Annotated in this window: 13 protein-coding genes and 2 pseudogenes; 5 read left to right on the top strand and 10 right to left on the bottom strand. The window is 41.4% G+C overall.

The genetic code is table 11. The features are described from left to right. Positions 1-25: 25 nt before the first annotated feature. From I6N90_RS00945 to I6N90_RS00930, 4 genes are all read left to right on the top strand, one after another. A complete protein-coding gene (locus I6N90_RS00945) occupies positions 26-856 on the top strand; it encodes a carbohydrate ABC transporter permease (protein WP_197934742.1) in 831 nt (276 codons plus the stop codon). Between the two features lie 17 nt (positions 857-873). Further along, the gene (locus tag I6N90_RS00940) at positions 874-2,034 is read left to right on the top strand and encodes an efflux RND transporter periplasmic adaptor subunit (protein WP_197933651.1); all 1,161 of its coding nucleotides are present in this window, start codon (positions 874-876) and stop codon (positions 2,032-2,034) included. A 71-nt stretch (positions 2,035-2,105) separates the two neighbouring features. Beyond that, on the top strand, positions 2,106-3,536 hold the full coding sequence (locus I6N90_RS00935) for an extracellular solute-binding protein (protein WP_232242466.1): 1,431 nt from the start codon (positions 2,106-2,108) through the stop codon (positions 3,534-3,536). Positions 3,537-3,987: 451 nt separating this feature from the next. Beyond that, positions 3,988-4,329, top strand: a complete 342-nt coding sequence (locus I6N90_RS00930; protein ID WP_197933650.1) for an SH3 domain-containing protein — start codon at positions 3,988-3,990, stop codon at positions 4,327-4,329. A 653-nt stretch (positions 4,330-4,982) separates the two neighbouring features. Here the strand turns inward: I6N90_RS00930 and ltrA are convergent. Next, positions 4,983-5,883, bottom strand: a pseudogene (gene ltrA, locus I6N90_RS00925) (group II intron reverse transcriptase/maturase); the annotation flags it as partial. A 276-nt stretch (positions 5,884-6,159) separates the two neighbouring features. On the opposite strand from ltrA, the gene I6N90_RS24595 reads away from it, so the two are divergent. Beyond that, complete coding sequence (locus I6N90_RS24595; RefSeq protein WP_232242465.1) at positions 6,160-6,414, top strand: hypothetical protein; 255 nt, start codon at positions 6,160-6,162, stop codon at positions 6,412-6,414. Between the two features lie 92 nt (positions 6,415-6,506). Here I6N90_RS24595 and I6N90_RS00915 read toward each other — a convergent pair whose 3' ends face one another. The 9 genes and pseudogenes from I6N90_RS00915 to I6N90_RS25350 form a co-directional block, all read right to left on the bottom strand. Continuing rightward, positions 6,507-7,001, bottom strand: coding sequence for an isochorismatase family cysteine hydrolase (locus I6N90_RS00915; RefSeq protein WP_197933648.1), 495 nt, complete (start codon positions 6,999-7,001; stop codon positions 6,507-6,509). Between the two features lie 293 nt (positions 7,002-7,294). Next, complete coding sequence (locus tag I6N90_RS00910; RefSeq protein WP_197933647.1) at positions 7,295-7,924, bottom strand: FMN-dependent NADH-azoreductase; 630 nt, start codon at positions 7,922-7,924, stop codon at positions 7,295-7,297. Between the two features lie 376 nt (positions 7,925-8,300). After that, complete coding sequence (locus I6N90_RS00905) at positions 8,301-11,039, bottom strand: AMP-binding protein (RefSeq protein WP_197933646.1); 2,739 nt, start codon at positions 11,037-11,039, stop codon at positions 8,301-8,303. A 495-nt stretch (positions 11,040-11,534) separates the two neighbouring features. Continuing rightward, positions 11,535-12,266 (bottom strand): SDR family NAD(P)-dependent oxidoreductase, encoded by a 732-nt coding sequence (locus tag I6N90_RS00900; RefSeq protein WP_197933645.1) that lies wholly within the window; start codon positions 12,264-12,266, stop codon positions 11,535-11,537. A gap of 137 nt (positions 12,267-12,403) precedes the next feature. Beyond that, a complete protein-coding gene (locus tag I6N90_RS00895; protein WP_197933644.1) occupies positions 12,404-13,036 on the bottom strand; it encodes an anthranilate synthase component II in 633 nt (210 codons plus the stop codon). Then, the gene (locus tag I6N90_RS00890; RefSeq protein WP_197933643.1) at positions 13,033-14,433 is read right to left on the bottom strand and encodes an anthranilate synthase component I family protein; all 1,401 of its coding nucleotides are present in this window, start codon (positions 14,431-14,433) and stop codon (positions 13,033-13,035) included. The genes I6N90_RS00895 and I6N90_RS00890 overlap by 4 nt, the downstream gene beginning before the upstream one ends. Continuing rightward, positions 14,430-15,752 (bottom strand): phenylacetate--CoA ligase family protein, encoded by a 1,323-nt coding sequence (locus I6N90_RS00885; protein WP_197933642.1) that lies wholly within the window; start codon positions 15,750-15,752, stop codon positions 14,430-14,432. The genes I6N90_RS00890 and I6N90_RS00885 overlap by 4 nt, the downstream gene beginning before the upstream one ends. Continuing rightward, positions 15,749-16,003 carry a phosphopantetheine-binding protein gene (locus tag I6N90_RS00880; protein WP_197933641.1) on the bottom strand — a complete coding sequence of 85 codons (255 nt, stop codon included), beginning with the start codon at positions 16,001-16,003 and terminating at the stop codon, positions 15,749-15,751. Before I6N90_RS00880 ends, I6N90_RS00885 begins: the two co-directional genes overlap by 4 nt. Further along, positions 15,984-16,253 (bottom strand): annotated as a pseudogene (locus tag I6N90_RS25350) (phosphopantetheine-binding protein); the annotation flags it as partial. The gene I6N90_RS00880 and the pseudogene I6N90_RS25350, both read right to left, overlap by 20 nt. Between the last annotated feature and the right edge of the window lie 221 nt (positions 16,254-16,474).

The following is a 16,474-nucleotide window of genomic DNA, read 5'->3' as shown; positions in this document are numbered from 1 at the left end:
ACATAAAGTAATACTAACGGCGTTAATGGGGATGATTGGATTGCTGCTACTGTTCCCGATCGTCATTACCTTCACGAATTCGCTGATGACTGAACAGGAGTTAAAAATTAACTACGGTGTCATTGGGAAACTCACGGAAGTGACATCAACGGGTGCCGATACGTTTGTCAATATGAAGTGGCTGCCGGACAAGGTGACCTTGGAGCAATTCAGCGAGCTGCTGGTGCATTCACCTAATTATTTGTTACTGTTTTGGAATTCAGTTGGCTTGGTTGTGCCAATCATTATTGGACAGATGGTAGTTGCGGCACTGGCAGCCTATGCTTTTGCGAAGCTGAATTTCCGTGGTCGTGATTCTCTGTTTCTGGTGTATTTGATAACAATGCTGATGCCATTTCAGGTGACACTGGTTCCAAACTATATTATCGCAGATAAGATGGGCTTACTGAATAGTTCGGGAGCTGTCATCCTTCCGGGCGTCTTTGCCGCTTTTGGTGTATTTATGCTCCGACAGTTTATGCTGCATATTCCGTACGCCTACATTGAAGCTGCCAAAATAGACGGGGCTGGCCATCTTAGGATATTCCTGACGGTCATCATTCCGATGGTCAAGCCAGGACTTGCTGCACTGGTGATATTGCTATTCGTTGATTATTGGAATATGGTCGAGCAGCCGCTGATCTTTATAAACGATCCATTCAAGCAGCCTTTATCGGTATTGCTATCGAGGTTAAGTGGTGAATGGGATATGGTTTTTGCCGCTTCCGTGTTGTATATGTCCCCCATGGTGTTGTTGTTCCTATATGCGGAGACGTATTTTATCGAAGGCGTTCAATTGTCTGGAATCAAGGGATAGGAGGGGAAGGTCAAGGGATGGAGCTATCGAAGGAGCAGGTTGATCGTAAGCGAAAAAAATGGATTTCCACCGTGTTGCTGCTGTTGATCGGATTGTTGCTGTTCTTCACTCTTTTCAGCAATACGCTGCAGTCAGTTACTTTGCCGAAGGTAAATGCTGAACTCGCGGCGAGCGGAGGAATTGCTTATAAGTTGGAAGGCAGCGGTATATTACAGCCTGTTAATCAAGCGGAGTTGCCAAATCCAGCCGGTTGGAAAGTACGGCAAGTTCTTGTGAAGGAAGGGGATGTTGTTAAGAAAGGGCAGAATCTCATTTTATACGACAGCACCTCCGCAGAGAGGGAACTGGAGAATGAGATCGCGCAGCTTACGAAGCTGACAATCGCGCTGGAAGACGTACAGGACCAGCTCAAATTGTCGATAGTTGAAGGGGGCGAGTCCGCTACAGGGAAAGCTGAACGCGAACTGACAACGCGAAATATCGATATATCGGTGCAACAGCGGAAAATCGACGGACTCCGAGAGCAATTGAATCGGCAAAGAGAGCTTGCCGCCCCGTTTGATGGGATTGTAATGGATTTAAACGCAGTAGAAGGTCTTGCTTCCACCAGCCAACCAGATATCGTAATCTCGAACAGTGACTTAGGGTATTGGCTGGATATCGATGCCGATAGATCCCTTATTGACAGCTTAGGCCTTGCAGTTAAGCAGTCTGTCGAGCTAAAAGTACTAGCTGAGGGAGAACAGCCGGCCCGCCCGATGGAGGGAACAATCCATGATATCACCGATGCGGGCTCGCAGATCGCAGGCTTGCCTGAAGGTGGCGCCGCAGCACCTGCGGTGAATCTGCAGAAGAAGCTGCGCATCCATGTGGACGATGCCACTCTGAAAGGGGGTGAGCAGGTTTCGGTCAAGCTAGAGCGGACTTCGTCCGGGAAGGGATGGCTTGTCCCGAACGAGGCTATTCATCGGGTAGGAGAAAAACGATTTTTATTCAAGGTGGAGAAGCAACGAGGGGCTTTGGGTAATGAGTTTGTGGCTCGCAAGGTTACGATTGAGGCAAGCGAGTCTACGGATCGAGAGACGATGATTCCGGCAGATCGACTATATGAAGGGGATCTGATCATTATGGAAAGTAGCGAGCCGCTGCAGGACGGGAACCGGATTCGTCTCCAATGAGAAAACCTCTATCTAGTGCATTTAGAGACGAGAGACCGCGTTTAAAGGTAGGTTTTATCGCCAAATAGAATTTGTTCATCCGAATGTATCGGAATCTTATAAATTCTATTGTTGTAAAAAATATAAACAAAGATGAGAGGTATGGAGCAATGATTAAAAGATTAGGTTTGACAGTGGTATTAGCGGCAATCATGATGGCGGCTACGACCGCTTGTAGCTCAGGAGGAGAAGGGACCAAGGCTGGTGAGAAAAACGCGGTAACGGGAGAGAAAAACAAGACAACAGAAAATGGTAAAAACGTACTCACTCTGTCCATTTTTGAGTCGACACCTTTCTATACGGCGTTGGAGAAAAAATTCGAGGCTAAGCATCCGAACATCGATCTTCAGATTCAGGCACATAAGCAGGCTGGAGAAGAGAGTAAATCCGGGGAATTGGAGGAATACCGTCAGTTAATTAATACGGCTTTACTATCGGGGAAAGGACCGGATGTTCTCGAACTAGGTTTATTACCTGCTGAGCAATATGTCGAGAAAGGATTTCTTCTAAATATGGAAGATTTAATGAACAAGGACGAAATTCTGAAGCAAGACAATATGTACATGAATGTACTAAAGCCCAACAAGAAAGAGGGCGGAACGTATGCGATTCCGACCGGCTTTTCCCTGAGAGCGTTTATTGGGAATGGTGAGATGTTGAAGAGCTCCGACATTAATGAGCAGACCTGGACCTGGCAAGATTTTGCCGACATTGTTAAGGAGCTGAAGCAGGGAAAAGACAACTTGTATGGAATGACTGATTATACGCCGGATATGCTCGTGCAGGAAATGACTATCGACAGTTACAGCTTATACGTGGATAAGGCAGCAAAAAAGGCAAAGTTCGATACCCCTGAATTCGTGGCTTTACTGAATCAGGTGAACAACATGTACGATGAAGGGCTGATGACCGCAGAACCAGCGGAGCTTGATAAGCAATTGTTCTATTCTGCAGTAATAAGTGAGCCTTCTGACGTTATTAACGTAACGCATACGCTGTTTGATCACCCTCGGTTGCTGCAAAAACCGCACAACAAAGAACAGTCCAGCACGACGATGCGGATCATACCGTCCTCCGAGTTAGCGATTTGGGCGAAAACGCCTCTACAGGCGGAGGCTTGGAAATTACTCAGCTTCCTCCTGTCGGAGGAGGGGCAGTTGATACCGGAACGCAGCGGATTTTCACTGCTCAAATCGGTGAACGAACAGAAGCTGAACGAGATCAAAGAGCAAATCAAGGCGGGTACCTACCAACTGCCTGACGGTCAGTTCGTTAAGGCGGAGGGAGAGGAAATTACTCGGTTTACGCAGCTTCTTGAAATGGCGAACCCACACTTGCTTCTCGACGGAAAAGTGCTTGCCATTGTAAGTGAGGAGTCCCACGCTTATTTCAGCGGCCAGAAGTCCGCGGAGGAAGCTGCTAGACTGATCCAAAATCGGGTCACAACCTTTTTGAATGAGTAATAGATACAATATCAATGAATGGTAGTTGGCCCAATCGGGATAATTATGAAATAAAGAAATCAAAAGAAATTGATGAATTAATGTTAGGGCCTCTGCTGAATCCGCAATAATCAGCAGAGGCCCTATTGCATGCGCAAAAGTATGGTTATCAGGCGGATTAAAGTTCTACTAGGTCTTAGTCTACGGTCAAAAACCTTAACTCGGGGGTAAAGTCCTTGAGACCGGTGAACTAACCTAATAATCAATATTTGAGGTGAAAAATGAATAATAAGGAAATAATTTGTAACTATTTAAAATAGGATAGTAACTCGGATAGGTCTAAATGATATCATCCTGAAATACTATTGTAAATTTTTACAAATACAATATACTATGATCACGGCTCCACTATAAGGTTTTTTTGATTGGAATTTGTATGAACAAAAACTAAATTTCTAGGGAGTGTGTTTCCATGGCAATATCGAAAAAATGGAAAGTTACTGTGATAGCAGCGATTGTTTCTTTACTTTTCGCAACCTCTATTTATGCGGCAGCAGGATGGTATCAAGTAAACACGAACTCTGGATCACCGGTTAATCTCCGCACAGGACCTGGTACAGGATTTGGTATTGTAGTTGCTGTTCCTAGCGGACAAGATGTATATGTAGACTGTTACAAGAACGGCCAAACTGTAACAGGGAAATATGGTACAAGCAACATATGGAATCTTGCTTATTATAACGGTTATTGGGGATATATCTCTGACACCTATGTGAATACAGGTTCTGATGGCCCAGTTGTTCCTCGATGCTAGTTCTACTTTAGGCAAAAACTACACATAAGTTATTCTTTTATTCTCATCGTTAAACAGTATTAAAATAGTGGAGCCGTAACGTAATAGAAAATGTATTCCATTCAAACAAAAGGCTAGGAATGAGAAACAGAGGAATCTGTGAACTCATTCCTAGCCTTATTAATGTTAGACCTCTGTACTTTTTGTGCATCTTAACGCAAATACGTTACTAAGCATTGAGATTGAAATGACGCAAAATGTCGATTAGAAGAAGGATCAAGCAACAACTACAGAACGTATCAATGGTAAAATATTAAGAGACGTTGATGACTTTGAAAATCTCAGTGAATTTGTAGCACATAGTTATGGAATCATTAATAAATCAAATAAAAAGCACTATAATTTCCATTTAATCAATTGAGAACGTGATACTGCAGTTATTACACTTATATTGGGTTCAGGATTACGTTTATCTGAGATTGCAGGGGCAGATTATCCGATGCGGATACGAGTAAAGGCATGATTAGAGTAGTTTTGCTTCAACGTACAAGATATTACATGGATAGATGGGAAATTTGATATCTCACTTTGTTCATTCATTACTTTTACACAAAACTCGTATTTTGTACATATGTATTTAACAAAACAACATGAAGACTTTTACCTCATCATGGTGATGTCATCTCTTTGATCCTTGCCTTTACACGTTGCAGGGATGGTTTGGAGATTCGCACCTTCGGATTTGCTTTATCCCAGCTAAATGTGAATCCTAGAAACTTGCGTTTCCATGGACGGTCAACCGCACTTTTCGCTTGGTTTATCTTCAGTTAGCTTCTTCTCAATGAACTGCGTCACCGATTCTTTCACTCGCTTTCCTGCTTTCCACGTTTTCACGTAGATGTTACAGTCGTCCGCATAGCGAACGAAACGCAAGCTGCGCTTTTCCAGTTCCTTATCCAGTTCGTCTAGGATAATATTCGATAACAGTGGACTAAGTGGACCTCCTTGCGGTGCCCCTTCGGTCGTTGGTTCTACGAGTCCGTTCACCATCACCCCTGATTGCAGATACTTGCGGATCAGTTTCAATAACGGTTTATCCGTTATTTTTTTTTCTGCTAGTCTCGCCATCAATCTGTCATGATGATCACGGTCGAAGAATTTCTCCAAGTCCAGATCTACCACGATTCGGTAACCTTCTTGTATTAAGGCTTGTGCTTTCCTTACCGCATCATGACCTCGCCTTTGTGGACGAAAGCCATAACGATGTTCAGAGAACTTCGGGTCAAATACAGGGGCTAATACGTGAGTGATCGCTTGCTGAATAAGTCGATCTGTCACAGTAGGTATGCCTAAGAGCCTTATCCCGCCGTTCGGTTTCGGGATTTCGACCCGACGGACTGGACTTGGCTCATAAGTTCCGTTTATGATGCTTTCACGAATCGTTTGCCAGTTTTGTACGATGTGTTCGCGTAAGGTTTTTACCGACATTCCATCTACGCCATGGATTCCGTTATTCGTTTCGACACGTGCTAGTGCCGATAGCATATTGGCTCGTGACAATACTTGCTCGATCATTTGAGGTACACTTCTTACGTGAATGTTTCTTCTCTTTGTGCCGCTGATAGACTCAGCCCTTCCCAGTACCCTCGCGTATTCACCGCTACTTTCCTGAGATATGTCCTTTCGAATTGTCTGCTCTCATCGCCTATCTTCGAACGCCAAGCTTACACATTCCTATTTCATATTCAGTCCTTCCGCAAACTGTTGCAACAGCCAGCGTACTATGACCTCTGCTGACTTCTGTACATTCAACACACCCTCACAGTCGTGCTTACAACATTGTCGTTGCTTATGTACAGATCTCCCCCAGGTAAGAACGCTATCTTCCTCTCCATCTATCTGCTTCATTTACTCTCGTATGCCTTCGGCAGTATGGGCTTTGGTTTGTTTAGCAACCTCATCCAACATACGCTAGCCTTATATGAAGTTCGTGTCCCTCAGACCGGAGATTTGCCGCTGGCTTCCTTCAGATTCCACATCACAATGGACACCCTTACCTTAAGCTATGGGTACTACTGCCTTCACCATTCGGGACTTGAACCTTAGAGATAGCGCCCATGCTGGGCGCACTAAAAAAAGCTGCCGAGACTTTCTCGACAGCTTGACGAGGGTCATGCCCTCGTTTTTTAACGGGATTATTAGACAGACCCTATCAGATCATTCAAACTAATTATTTTACTGCCTTTACTTTCATAATATTGTATCATTTCGGGAATTTTCTTTTTATCCCAACTGGTAATGCAATCTGATAATACAGTAACTTCATAATTTTCCTTACATAAATTATAACAAGTCGATTTAACACAAGCTGTAGCATCTGCTCCTGCTATGTAGAGCTCACTTATGTCATTATTAATAATAAAGTTTGCAAATTCTTCACTGGTTAATGCGTTTCCTTTGTATTTTGTAAAAACATTTTTTGATACTATTTTCAAGTCTGAAGCTAATTCAGACCCGTATGTATTGGGTTTAAGAATCCTCGTGCCGGCTGATAAATTTTCATGTCTTATATAAATAACATGTCTATCATTACTATCTGCCCAATCAATAGCTTGATTTATATTATCAATTATCTCCTTATAATTCTTTGTTATATCATTTTGAATATCAATTATTACTAAGGCTTCTTTCATGGTAGGTTCACTCCAATAATTTTTATTTACCTATAAGCGAAAATCGCGTGTTGGTATTTGAAACTTCGCATCAAGTTGACCCGAACTCCGAGCGTAATTTTTATGAAAAAGTTAATTGTGTATATGATTCTATGATAAAAAATCATATCATAAATTTACAGAAATGGCAACTTTAATCTCCATTCCTTTTTATTAAGATATCACTGATTGTTCATTGGATTCTCTAATCCTAGTTGCCCTCAGACAATATCATTTCCAAGATGCTGAGTAGTTACCTTTAATTTACTTATTTTTTACACAAATTGTTCCACTTGCACATCTAATTGTTGCTTCGCTTTTTCGAATAATTGATCGATTTGATCTCGAAACTGATTCGTACCTTCCATGACTACCTTTTGATAATCAGTAAGTCCAATGAAAGCCATTATCGATTTAACATAGCGATCTCCCATTTCATATTCTGCATAAGGCCCTTCTGAGAAAACACCACCGATAGTCTGTATATGTAAAATCTTTTTACCTGTAATTAAACCTGTCACTCCGTTATACTTGTATTTAAATGTTTTACCTGCTAGACATAAACAATCAAGATAAGCCTTCATATATGCAGGTACTGTAAAATTCCACAATGGCGTTACAAATACAATTGAATCTGCACTTAAAAACTGATCGAGAATCTGATCTATACGCCTAATTTTTTCCGCCTCTTCTGTGGTTAATGATTCATTAGAAGCTAACTTCTCCCGCGCACTCAATACATCCGCATCAACAAAGGGAATATCTTCTTTGAACAAATCCACATGTTCAATGATTACATTACCATTTTTAGTTTTTACCTGCTCGGTAAAATATTTGCCTAAACGCAATCCATATGATTGATCTACTGATTTTGGGTTTGCTGTTACATAAAGAACTTTTGACATATTTACCACACTCTCTAATTTTATTTTTAATTTGATTTAATTACTTGGCATTCTGGAAATGAAACGATCCACAGGCAACTTGGATTAGGGAATCTAATAAATAATACCCTTAGTAGATATGAACCCACGTATGCTATAGAAAGAATCATACGTAAGTAATGATTATCAATTACACAGTAAGCAAGCTGTCGACATGTGAGCAAAACTATCAAACTCATGGATTTGAGCTATCACATTTGTCTTTAGAAACTCCATTTGCTGTAAACTTTATTACATACCTCTCAAGTCAAATTTACTGAATAAAGATCATTTGGACTAAAAAGAATTGTTAAGGCTATGCATAAACTTTTTAAAATAACACATTATTGTATAAATTTTATTTCAATATGTTGCAAAGAGACTTTATATCTACTTTCCCATTTCCAGTAAGAGGTATTTCGGATACCGTAATAATACGATTAGGGATCATATATAAAGGAAGTTTCTTCAATAATTCAGATTTGATTTGCCGCTTAATGTCTTGAGCATTACTGCAAACTACGGCACAAATCAATCGTGTACGACCATTTTGCAACTTTTCGATAAATGCAACTGAATTTGAAACATCAGCGTGCATATTGATATATTTTTCTATTTCTCGCAAGTCAATTCTATAACTATTATGTTTAATTTCACTTGTAACTCTTCCTACTATATAAATGAGATTGTCCGAACCCAAGTAGCCTAAATCTCCTGTTTTGTATACTATTTCCTCCAATACTTCATTCCAAACAAAGGAATTTTTTGTTTGTTCATCACTAAGGTAACCTTTTGAGAGACTTTCTCCCGCTATACAAATTTCTCCCAAGACCCGAAAGTCACACATACCTTCTATTGAATCGGTAACATATAACCGCTGATTGGCAAGGGGCAGCCCGTATGGTATAGATGAAACATTTTCATAAGATGAACAATCATAGTAATTTGACCAGATAGAAGCTTCTGTTGCCCCTCCTAGAGCAAATAATTGAATACGACCATATTTAGAAAACAATTCTTCAACCATTTTCTTGGGAACAAAATCCCCGCTAACTAATATTCCTCTCAATTTTTCAAACTTACTTTTTAGTAAAAATTCTTTCGCTAAAGCAGGCGTTGAATTCCAGATGGTGATTTTATTGTAATAGTTATGCTCAAAAAACCAATCATGGTCATAGATATCTACAAAAACAACAGACATTCCGCTAATGATTGATCCGAAAATATCAAAAATGGAAAGATCAAAATATAGGTTTGAGATATTCATTACAGTATCTTTTTGAGTAATATTAAACTTTTCGATAATATCGTAAACTGTATTTAGAGCTGCTTTTTCTGTAATGATTATCCCTTTCGGTTGTCCTGTTGTTCCAGAGGTATGTATGATATAAGATTCTTCTGTATCAATGGACGAATCTGTATCAGATACCTTGATTAATTCACCATCTTTAAAATAGATGTAGTTTTTCAAGCTCACAAGAATTTCTTCAGTCTTTTCTTCTCCAAAATTCTCATTTACCACACAAAAAGAATCATTAGTTAAGATAGATGCCAAAATGCAAGTAATAGAATGAATATTCTTCTTCCCATTGAAGGCAATACGTACTTTATCTTTCAGATGTTTATTTTTAATTTCCAGGATTTCCATAGCTTTTTGAGTGGCCAAAGCATATATTTGACTGAAAGTATACTCTGTATTGTTAATTATTCCAAAAATATTTTCTGGGCATTCTGTCAATATTCTTTCTAAATGCCACCTTAATGTATTGAATTGAAAATTTGCATTACATGTTTGAGCATTATATTTCTCATATTTTGAAATTAATCCAGACTTCTTCGTGTAATTATATATGGAGACAATATCTTCAGTTGAGTTCAAAAATTCGTAAATCAAAGAACAGTATTCAGAAAACATTGCATTAATGATAGTGGTCTCAAACATATCACTTCGATAGTCCCAAGTGATATTCAATTCCCCGCTTATGTTTTTGGCTTGCAAATCGAGGAACACCTGAGGGGTTTGTGAAATGCAATAATCTAACTTAAATACATCGCCAAACAAATCATCTTTTTCATTGAATAACATAGAGGTGAACACTATGGGCATAGTTGCAGAAACAGACTTCTTGTTCATTTCATACATCATTTCCATGACTTCGAAGTGCTTATATTTCAAAGCATCAACAAGACTTAATTTTACTTTTTGAATATTTTCTTCAAAACTTTTTTCAAAATCAAAGCTTGTTTGCAACAAGAATGAAGAGGAAAAATTACCTATCGTTTTATAATAGTTTTCGGCTTTTGGACGATTAAAAGAAGTGACATTAATTGATAGGTTTTGTTCTTTGGACCACTTAGTGAGAACTAGTGAATATGCCGTAAGAAGCAGATCAGTTACAGAAAAAGATGACTCATCTACTTTGCTTTTAAGTCGAGCATAAAGCTCATGATTGATAGTGCATTCTTTACGCAAAAACTCCATATCTGTTGTTTGCTCAATCTGGTAATTTATTTGTGGCGCTGGGTAAATTTGCTCAATGTTATTCATGTAGTAATCTCTTGATGTTTTATAGTGCTTAGAATCCCTTATTTCTTGATAAAAATCCTGCATTTGCAATAATTCATTTGAATAATCATAAATTGACATAAGCGGATTAGATAAAAACAATTTTAACTGTCGCATCAGCTCATATATACTCAAGCCATCAGCAATCAACAGATCTATACTGAAAATAACTCTAAAATCCCCACTTCTCCCGATTGATTCCATTGTAAAGAAAGGGTAATCATAAACTTCATATTTTTTATGCGACAATTCCTTGCGTTTTAGCTCTATTAATGATTGCATATCGAACTGACTATCAATACACTTGATTTTATAATTTAAAGTTTCTTCGATCAAAAAATTTTCATGATCAAGAACTCTTGCTTTTAACATGGGTTGTGAAGCAATTACCTTATTAAAAGCTTCTTCCAAATCACTTATCTGACCATTATAGAGCAATTCAATATAAAGATGTGTGCCTGTTCCTCCTTGGGAGTCATCCACTTTAGACATCAAATAAGCTTTTTGTAATTCTGTCATTTTTATATACATGCCTTATCATTCTCCTTGAAATTGTAAAGTTTTGGATTGAACAGAAAAACAATTATCACAAAACCGCACAACAGTTTCAGGTATCCTATCAACAAATCTACTCATGAACAAATAAATACTTGAAATATGGTGTTGATGCACTGGCGGACAAACGTCGGAATAGAAAATCTGAAGTTGAGATGACCGGAATTGAGAACGCCTTTGGAATACAGACAGTATCTTCTCCGCTCGGCAGCATAAAAACGGCACTAACCTCGTACAGACGGTTAGTGCCACAGATTATGTTTTTTTCACGATCTACTTGACTTGGAGCATATCAATCATAGGAAATTTTCAATTTCTTAAATCCGAGAATTTTCCACTGTCCAGAAATTAAAAACACTGATTATAGTACTGAAATGAGATAATTGAATTTAGGACTTCTCAGTAGCCTACTTTGTGTTATATGGGGAGTAACCATTAGGTGTGCGTCATCCCATAACAGCATAAACTTTACTACCCAGCAAACATCGCCCCGTTTACGTCAAAAATTGCACCACAAATATAGGAGGCCTGCTCACTACACAGAAAACAGATCGTTGCAACCTGCTCTTGCACAGTCGATGGACGTCCGATCGGGATACGTTCTAGAATCGATGCTCGCTTCTCCTCATTAATTTCAGCCCACATGACCTCTACACGTTCGGTTAGCGTCAATCCTGGGGCGACTGCGTTCACGGTGATTCCATGGGGTGCCAACTCAAATGCGCATTGTCGTGTAAAGCCAATGAGGGCTGCTTTGGCAGCAGTGAAATCTGCCCCACCAAAGAAGGTATAGGTTCTTCCAGCCACGGCTGAGATATTGACCACTCGCCCCCAACCGCGCTTTTTCATTCCAGGAATTACAGCACGTGTACAATTAAAAACGCTTCGTAAGTTCAAATCAAACGTTGAGTTCCAATCACTATCCTCAATCGTCTCGATCAATTTCGAATGCAGACTTCCTCCCACTGAGTTGACCAGAATATCTACCTGTCCAAATTCCTTATTTATAGACTGGAATACTTGTTTAACCTGGTCATCGTTGGTGACATCAACCTCGTAACACATCGTACCGTCTAGCGAACCAAGTCTGTCGATATTCTTGTCCAGTAGCGCAACCTGACATCCGCTTGCCGCCAACTGTGCCGCGACACCACGTCCGATCCCGTTTGCTGCACCAGTAACTATTGCTACACGTCCTTTCATTAGAACCCCTTTCCGACAAAGAACTATCAAGCCCCAAGCCTAACATTATTTGTTGTGATTTACAGTTGGTAAAATTGACTCTATCTCAAAACAACAAATGTAAGTTATTCTATTATTTGAAGATTTCTTCTTGAAGTTCAGAAAATGATGACGTTATTATCTGGCTGATGCAACGAACTTCCCACCTTCTGAAGCCTGCGATTAGCCAATGCCAGTGAGTTTCGTATCATTGTGATCCCGTGCTCTGTTCCGATGCTCTCGGGATGAAACTGCACACCTTCAATTGGTCTTGTACGATGACGCACCGCCATTACCACGCTATCTACTTCAGAAATTGCGGATGTAACTAATTCGTTTCCCGTACCTTGATCAACGATAGCCAGTGAATGGTAACGAACTACAGTGACAGGTGATGGGACGCTGTAAAATATACCTTGCCCATCATGTAGCACCTGCGCTTTCTTGCCGTGTTCGATAGTAGGTGCATGTATGAGCTTCCAGCCGAAAAACTCACCAATTGCTTGGTGACCCAGACAGACACCGAACATAGCTTGATGTTCACCTGCCGCACGAATTATTTCTGGATATCCATGTTCCTGTGGTGTTCCCGGACCTGGTCCCAAGACAAGTAGTTGAGGCTTCCAAAGCTGGTACTGACTAACTGGATCATCATTCACACGTACCACCTTCGTTTGTGCGCCTACCTTCTCGTAATACTGTGCAATGACGTATACAAAGCTATCAAAGGCATCTATCAATAAAACTTTCATGCGCCTCCTCCTATCGCACGGGCAAAAGACTGTATCTTCGCACCCGCCTCGTCCCATTCATCAGGTGCCTGTGAGTCAGCCACAATCCCCGCAGCAGCTTGCAATACGTAGCGACCCGAGTCGCCGACGATCGTTCGGATGGTTAGGGCGAGCACACCATTATCCTTCCCCGTAATATACCCAGAACACCCCGTGTACACCCCGCGCGCTGTCTCTTCGAGCTCGGCGATGATCTCCATCGCACGTACCTTGGGTGCACCTGTCATAGTGCCCGCCGGGAAATTTGCTGCAATCAAGTCCCAGATGTCGCAATTCGCACGGACTGGGGTTTCTACAGTCGAGACTAAATGAAAAAGCGGACCATAGGCATCCACCTGCATAAACGAGGTTACATTCACACCACCTGGGATAGCGCAACGCGCTAAGTCATTACGCGCCAGATCCACAAGCATCAGATGCTCGGCCATCTCCTTCGGAATATGGTCCAGACGATTGCCGCGCTGATCTTCCTGCGTCATTGTACCCGCTATGGGGCGAACCTGAACGACACCATCGCTGCTTCGGAGCATTAACTCTGGACTGGATGACACGATATGTCGTTTTCCTAGGTCCAAGTAATACATATAGGGAGCTGGATTCTTTGACGCAAGTCGTTCATAAAGATCTACTGGAGGAATCGTAGTACTCGATACTGCGCGCCGACATAATTGCACTTGATAGATATCACCAGCACGAATATGTTCTTTGGCTCGGTCAACCATAGCGTAGAATGTACTCTGATCCGTCAAATCCCGCAGAACTCCCGGTTCCCATTGGCTACTCGAGGATGAATCCTTTCTGGGATCAATAAGTGCTGTGACTAAATTTGCGATGTCTGTGGCCTCATCTTGTCTGGTTTTCAAAACATCGATTATGGCCCCACTTTCAGCACCATTGTAGCGTACAACGTATCTGTACACGCGCAATAACACCTCCGGTTCACCCGTCTCGATAGCGATCCCCGGCAAGTGTTCAACAAAACGAGCTGCACTATATGCCAGGACGAGCACGAGTGGGAAATCTTCTGGCAACGCAAGAATTTGCGTCACACGTCGCAGTCGTTCCAACATGGGCTGCGTGTCGTCACTAACCACTGCTCTACATTCAGTGATTTTCATCTCGAAGGGTGCGCTGCCGTACACATGCCAATCGCCATCCTCGAGCTTGATCTCAAACAGTAAATCAACCATAAACATTGTTTGTGACCCATCGACAGCTTGAAAACCAGCTCCCGTCTCGAACAAGGCCGGTCTTGGGTACATATCTAATATATGCCGCCGTACTTGTGCTACCTGCGCAGCCTCAGGAACCACACATTGCTCGATGACCCATGAGCCTTTCGAATCTTGCTTAATCATGGTGTTAGCCTACAATCTCGGATTCGGGCGTGTTTCCAGGAGATATAAGCTCCTGTCTCCGTCTGCGGATCCAACTGATCTGACAATAGCAACCTAACCGGGACACCAAAATCACCCGCAATCTGCCCTTCGATCTGATCAATTGACTGATCACCAACCTGGGAGACAATAGCTATTTCTAATTCGTCTGTACCATTTTTTGCAACCTTTACATTGACTTGATATCCCAAAACTCGATCGACTGCCTTAAAAATAGCCGATTCAATTGATGCAGGAAACATCTGGCGGCCACCGATTGTCATAACATCATCAACCCGACCAAAGATCCGTATGCATCGGGACTGGCTACCACACTTGCAAAAACTCGACGGGTAAAGGTAAGCCAAATCACCAGTTCGAAATCGTATTAATGGCTTAGCGCCTGGCACGAGCATCGTAAGACACAGTTCACCCATATCGCTATTGGTACCATTATTAGGTAAAATTTCTGCAATATAATTAGTTTCGGAAAGATGAAGATTCCCTTCTGGACAACCTGTAGCAACTGCATGTACCTCTTGCGATCCATATAGACCATGAGTGCAATGCGCATCCCAGACTCGAGAAATATTTGACAGCATCTCAGGTGTGCACAACTCTCCAAGTACAAGGATCTGTCCCACCGAGGTCTTTTGTGGATCAATTCCAATGCTCTTATAGAAACGAGCGAGAGCAAGCGCCACTGCAGGTGAACAGATTAGTGACCGGACTCCAAGATCAGTAATGAGCTCTGCAGCTTTTTCAAGTCCTACACGTGGGCTCTCGGGCCATAAACGTACAAATGGAATACCTAGATTCCGACATACCTCTCCATAGGTGTCCCCGAATGAGTATAACTCGGATGGCCCCATGATCGCAGTAAGTGCACGCATCGTACCAAATGTTGACTGATATACCTCCTTCATCGCATTCTGAACATATGCCCCACTTGTCTCGACATCAATTAGTGCTCGCGGGCAAGGTGTTGGTTTCCCTGTCGTCCCCGTTGTCTCATAGTACATCGCAATTTCATCAAACGGGACACTACAGATCGAAGTATTAGCAGAACGAAGATCACTCTTAGTAGTGAATGCGACTCCATCGAGAGCCTTGAATGCACTCTGTGAACCCGCCTTGGTATGCAGATGATCACGGTAAAACGGGGATTGCTCCTGAACGTACCCCAATATTTCTTGCGTACGCAACTCGCCCTTCTCGTTTAACTCTTGTAAATTCGTTTGCCTATTTAGATATGCAGTGACGATTTTGAGCCATTCTTGATTGGTTTGAGTTTTGTTCATGGCTGTACTCTTTCTTCAAGATCATTGGCGAACTCTCCAATTGTCTCAGCCAGCATAATACTTTCAATTGAAACTATTGTCGATAATTGAGCTTCCAATTCAGTTTTGATCTTCATCGCAGCCAGCGAATCGCCACCTATTTCAATAAAATTATCTTCTGGTAGAACTACTGATTGGGAGAGTTGTTCTGATATTACGCCTATGACCTGTCGCAAAATGGTTTGCCCAGCCCTATTGTTTAACTTTTCCATATTGATCCTCCTTAATCGTATCTCTCTCATTGATATCATTGGTTTTTGGTAATGACTGTACTATTTCTACAAGATCATTCGCGAACTCGCCAATTGTCTCAGCCAGCATGATACTTTCAATTGAAACTGTTATCGATAATAGGGCTTCCAATTCAGTTTTGATCTTCATCGCAGCCAGCGAGTCGCCACCTATTTCAATAAAATTGTCATCTGGTAGAACTACTGATTGAGAGAGTTGTTCTGATATCACGCCTATGACCTGTCGCAAAATGGTTTGCCCAGTCCTATTGTTTAATTCTGTCATATCGATCCTCCTTAATAACATTTCTCTCAATATCTTTACATCCACCGTGCCATTTTTCGTTAATGGTAGTTGCGATACTTGCTGAATAGTCTTTGGTATCATGTAGCTAGGTAAGAGGCGGGTGAGTTCCTTCATGATAATGGGATCGAGATCGGCTTCCCCAATAT

The sequence above is a fragment of the Paenibacillus sp. GSMTC-2017 genome (genome assembly GCF_016019935.1).
Classification (GTDB): domain Bacteria; phylum Bacillota; class Bacilli; order Paenibacillales; family Paenibacillaceae; genus Pristimantibacillus.
Note: the sequence above shows the minus strand (reverse complement) of the source record. Positions and strands in the feature narration are given on the sequence as shown.

Bases quoted from the DNA above. Each gene is read 5' to 3' on its own strand.
- I6N90_RS00945 (WP_197934742.1), top strand. From the start codon at position 26: ATGGGGATGATTGGATTGCTGCTACTGTTCCCGATCGTCATTACCTTC.
- I6N90_RS00940 (WP_197933651.1), top strand. From the start codon at position 874: ATGGAGCTATCGAAGGAGCAGGTTGATCGTAAGCGAAAAAAATGGATT.
- I6N90_RS00930 (WP_197933650.1), top strand. From the start codon at position 3,988: ATGGCAATATCGAAAAAATGGAAAGTTACTGTGATAGCAGCGATTGTT.
- I6N90_RS24595 (WP_232242465.1), top strand. From the start codon at position 6,160: ATGTACAGATCTCCCCCAGGTAAGAACGCTATCTTCCTCTCCATCTAT.
- I6N90_RS00915 (WP_197933648.1), bottom strand. From the start codon at position 7,001: ATGAAAGAAGCCTTAGTAATAATTGATATTCAAAATGATATAACAAAG.
- I6N90_RS00910 (WP_197933647.1), bottom strand. From the start codon at position 7,924: ATGTCAAAAGTTCTTTATGTAACAGCAAACCCAAAATCAGTAGATCAA.
- I6N90_RS00905 (WP_197933646.1), bottom strand. From the start codon at position 11,039: ATGTATATAAAAATGACAGAATTACAAAAAGCTTATTTGATGTCTAAA.
- I6N90_RS00900 (WP_197933645.1), bottom strand. From the start codon at position 12,266: ATGAAAGGACGTGTAGCAATAGTTACTGGTGCAGCAAACGGGATCGGA.
- I6N90_RS00895 (WP_197933644.1), bottom strand. From the start codon at position 13,036: ATGAAAGTTTTATTGATAGATGCCTTTGATAGCTTTGTATACGTCATT.
- I6N90_RS00890 (WP_197933643.1), bottom strand. From the start codon at position 14,433: ATGATTAAGCAAGATTCGAAAGGCTCATGGGTCATCGAGCAATGTGTG.
- I6N90_RS00885 (WP_197933642.1), bottom strand. From the start codon at position 15,752: ATGAACAAAACTCAAACCAATCAAGAATGGCTCAAAATCGTCACTGCA.
- I6N90_RS00880 (WP_197933641.1), bottom strand. From the start codon at position 16,003: ATGGAAAAGTTAAACAATAGGGCTGGGCAAACCATTTTGCGACAGGTC.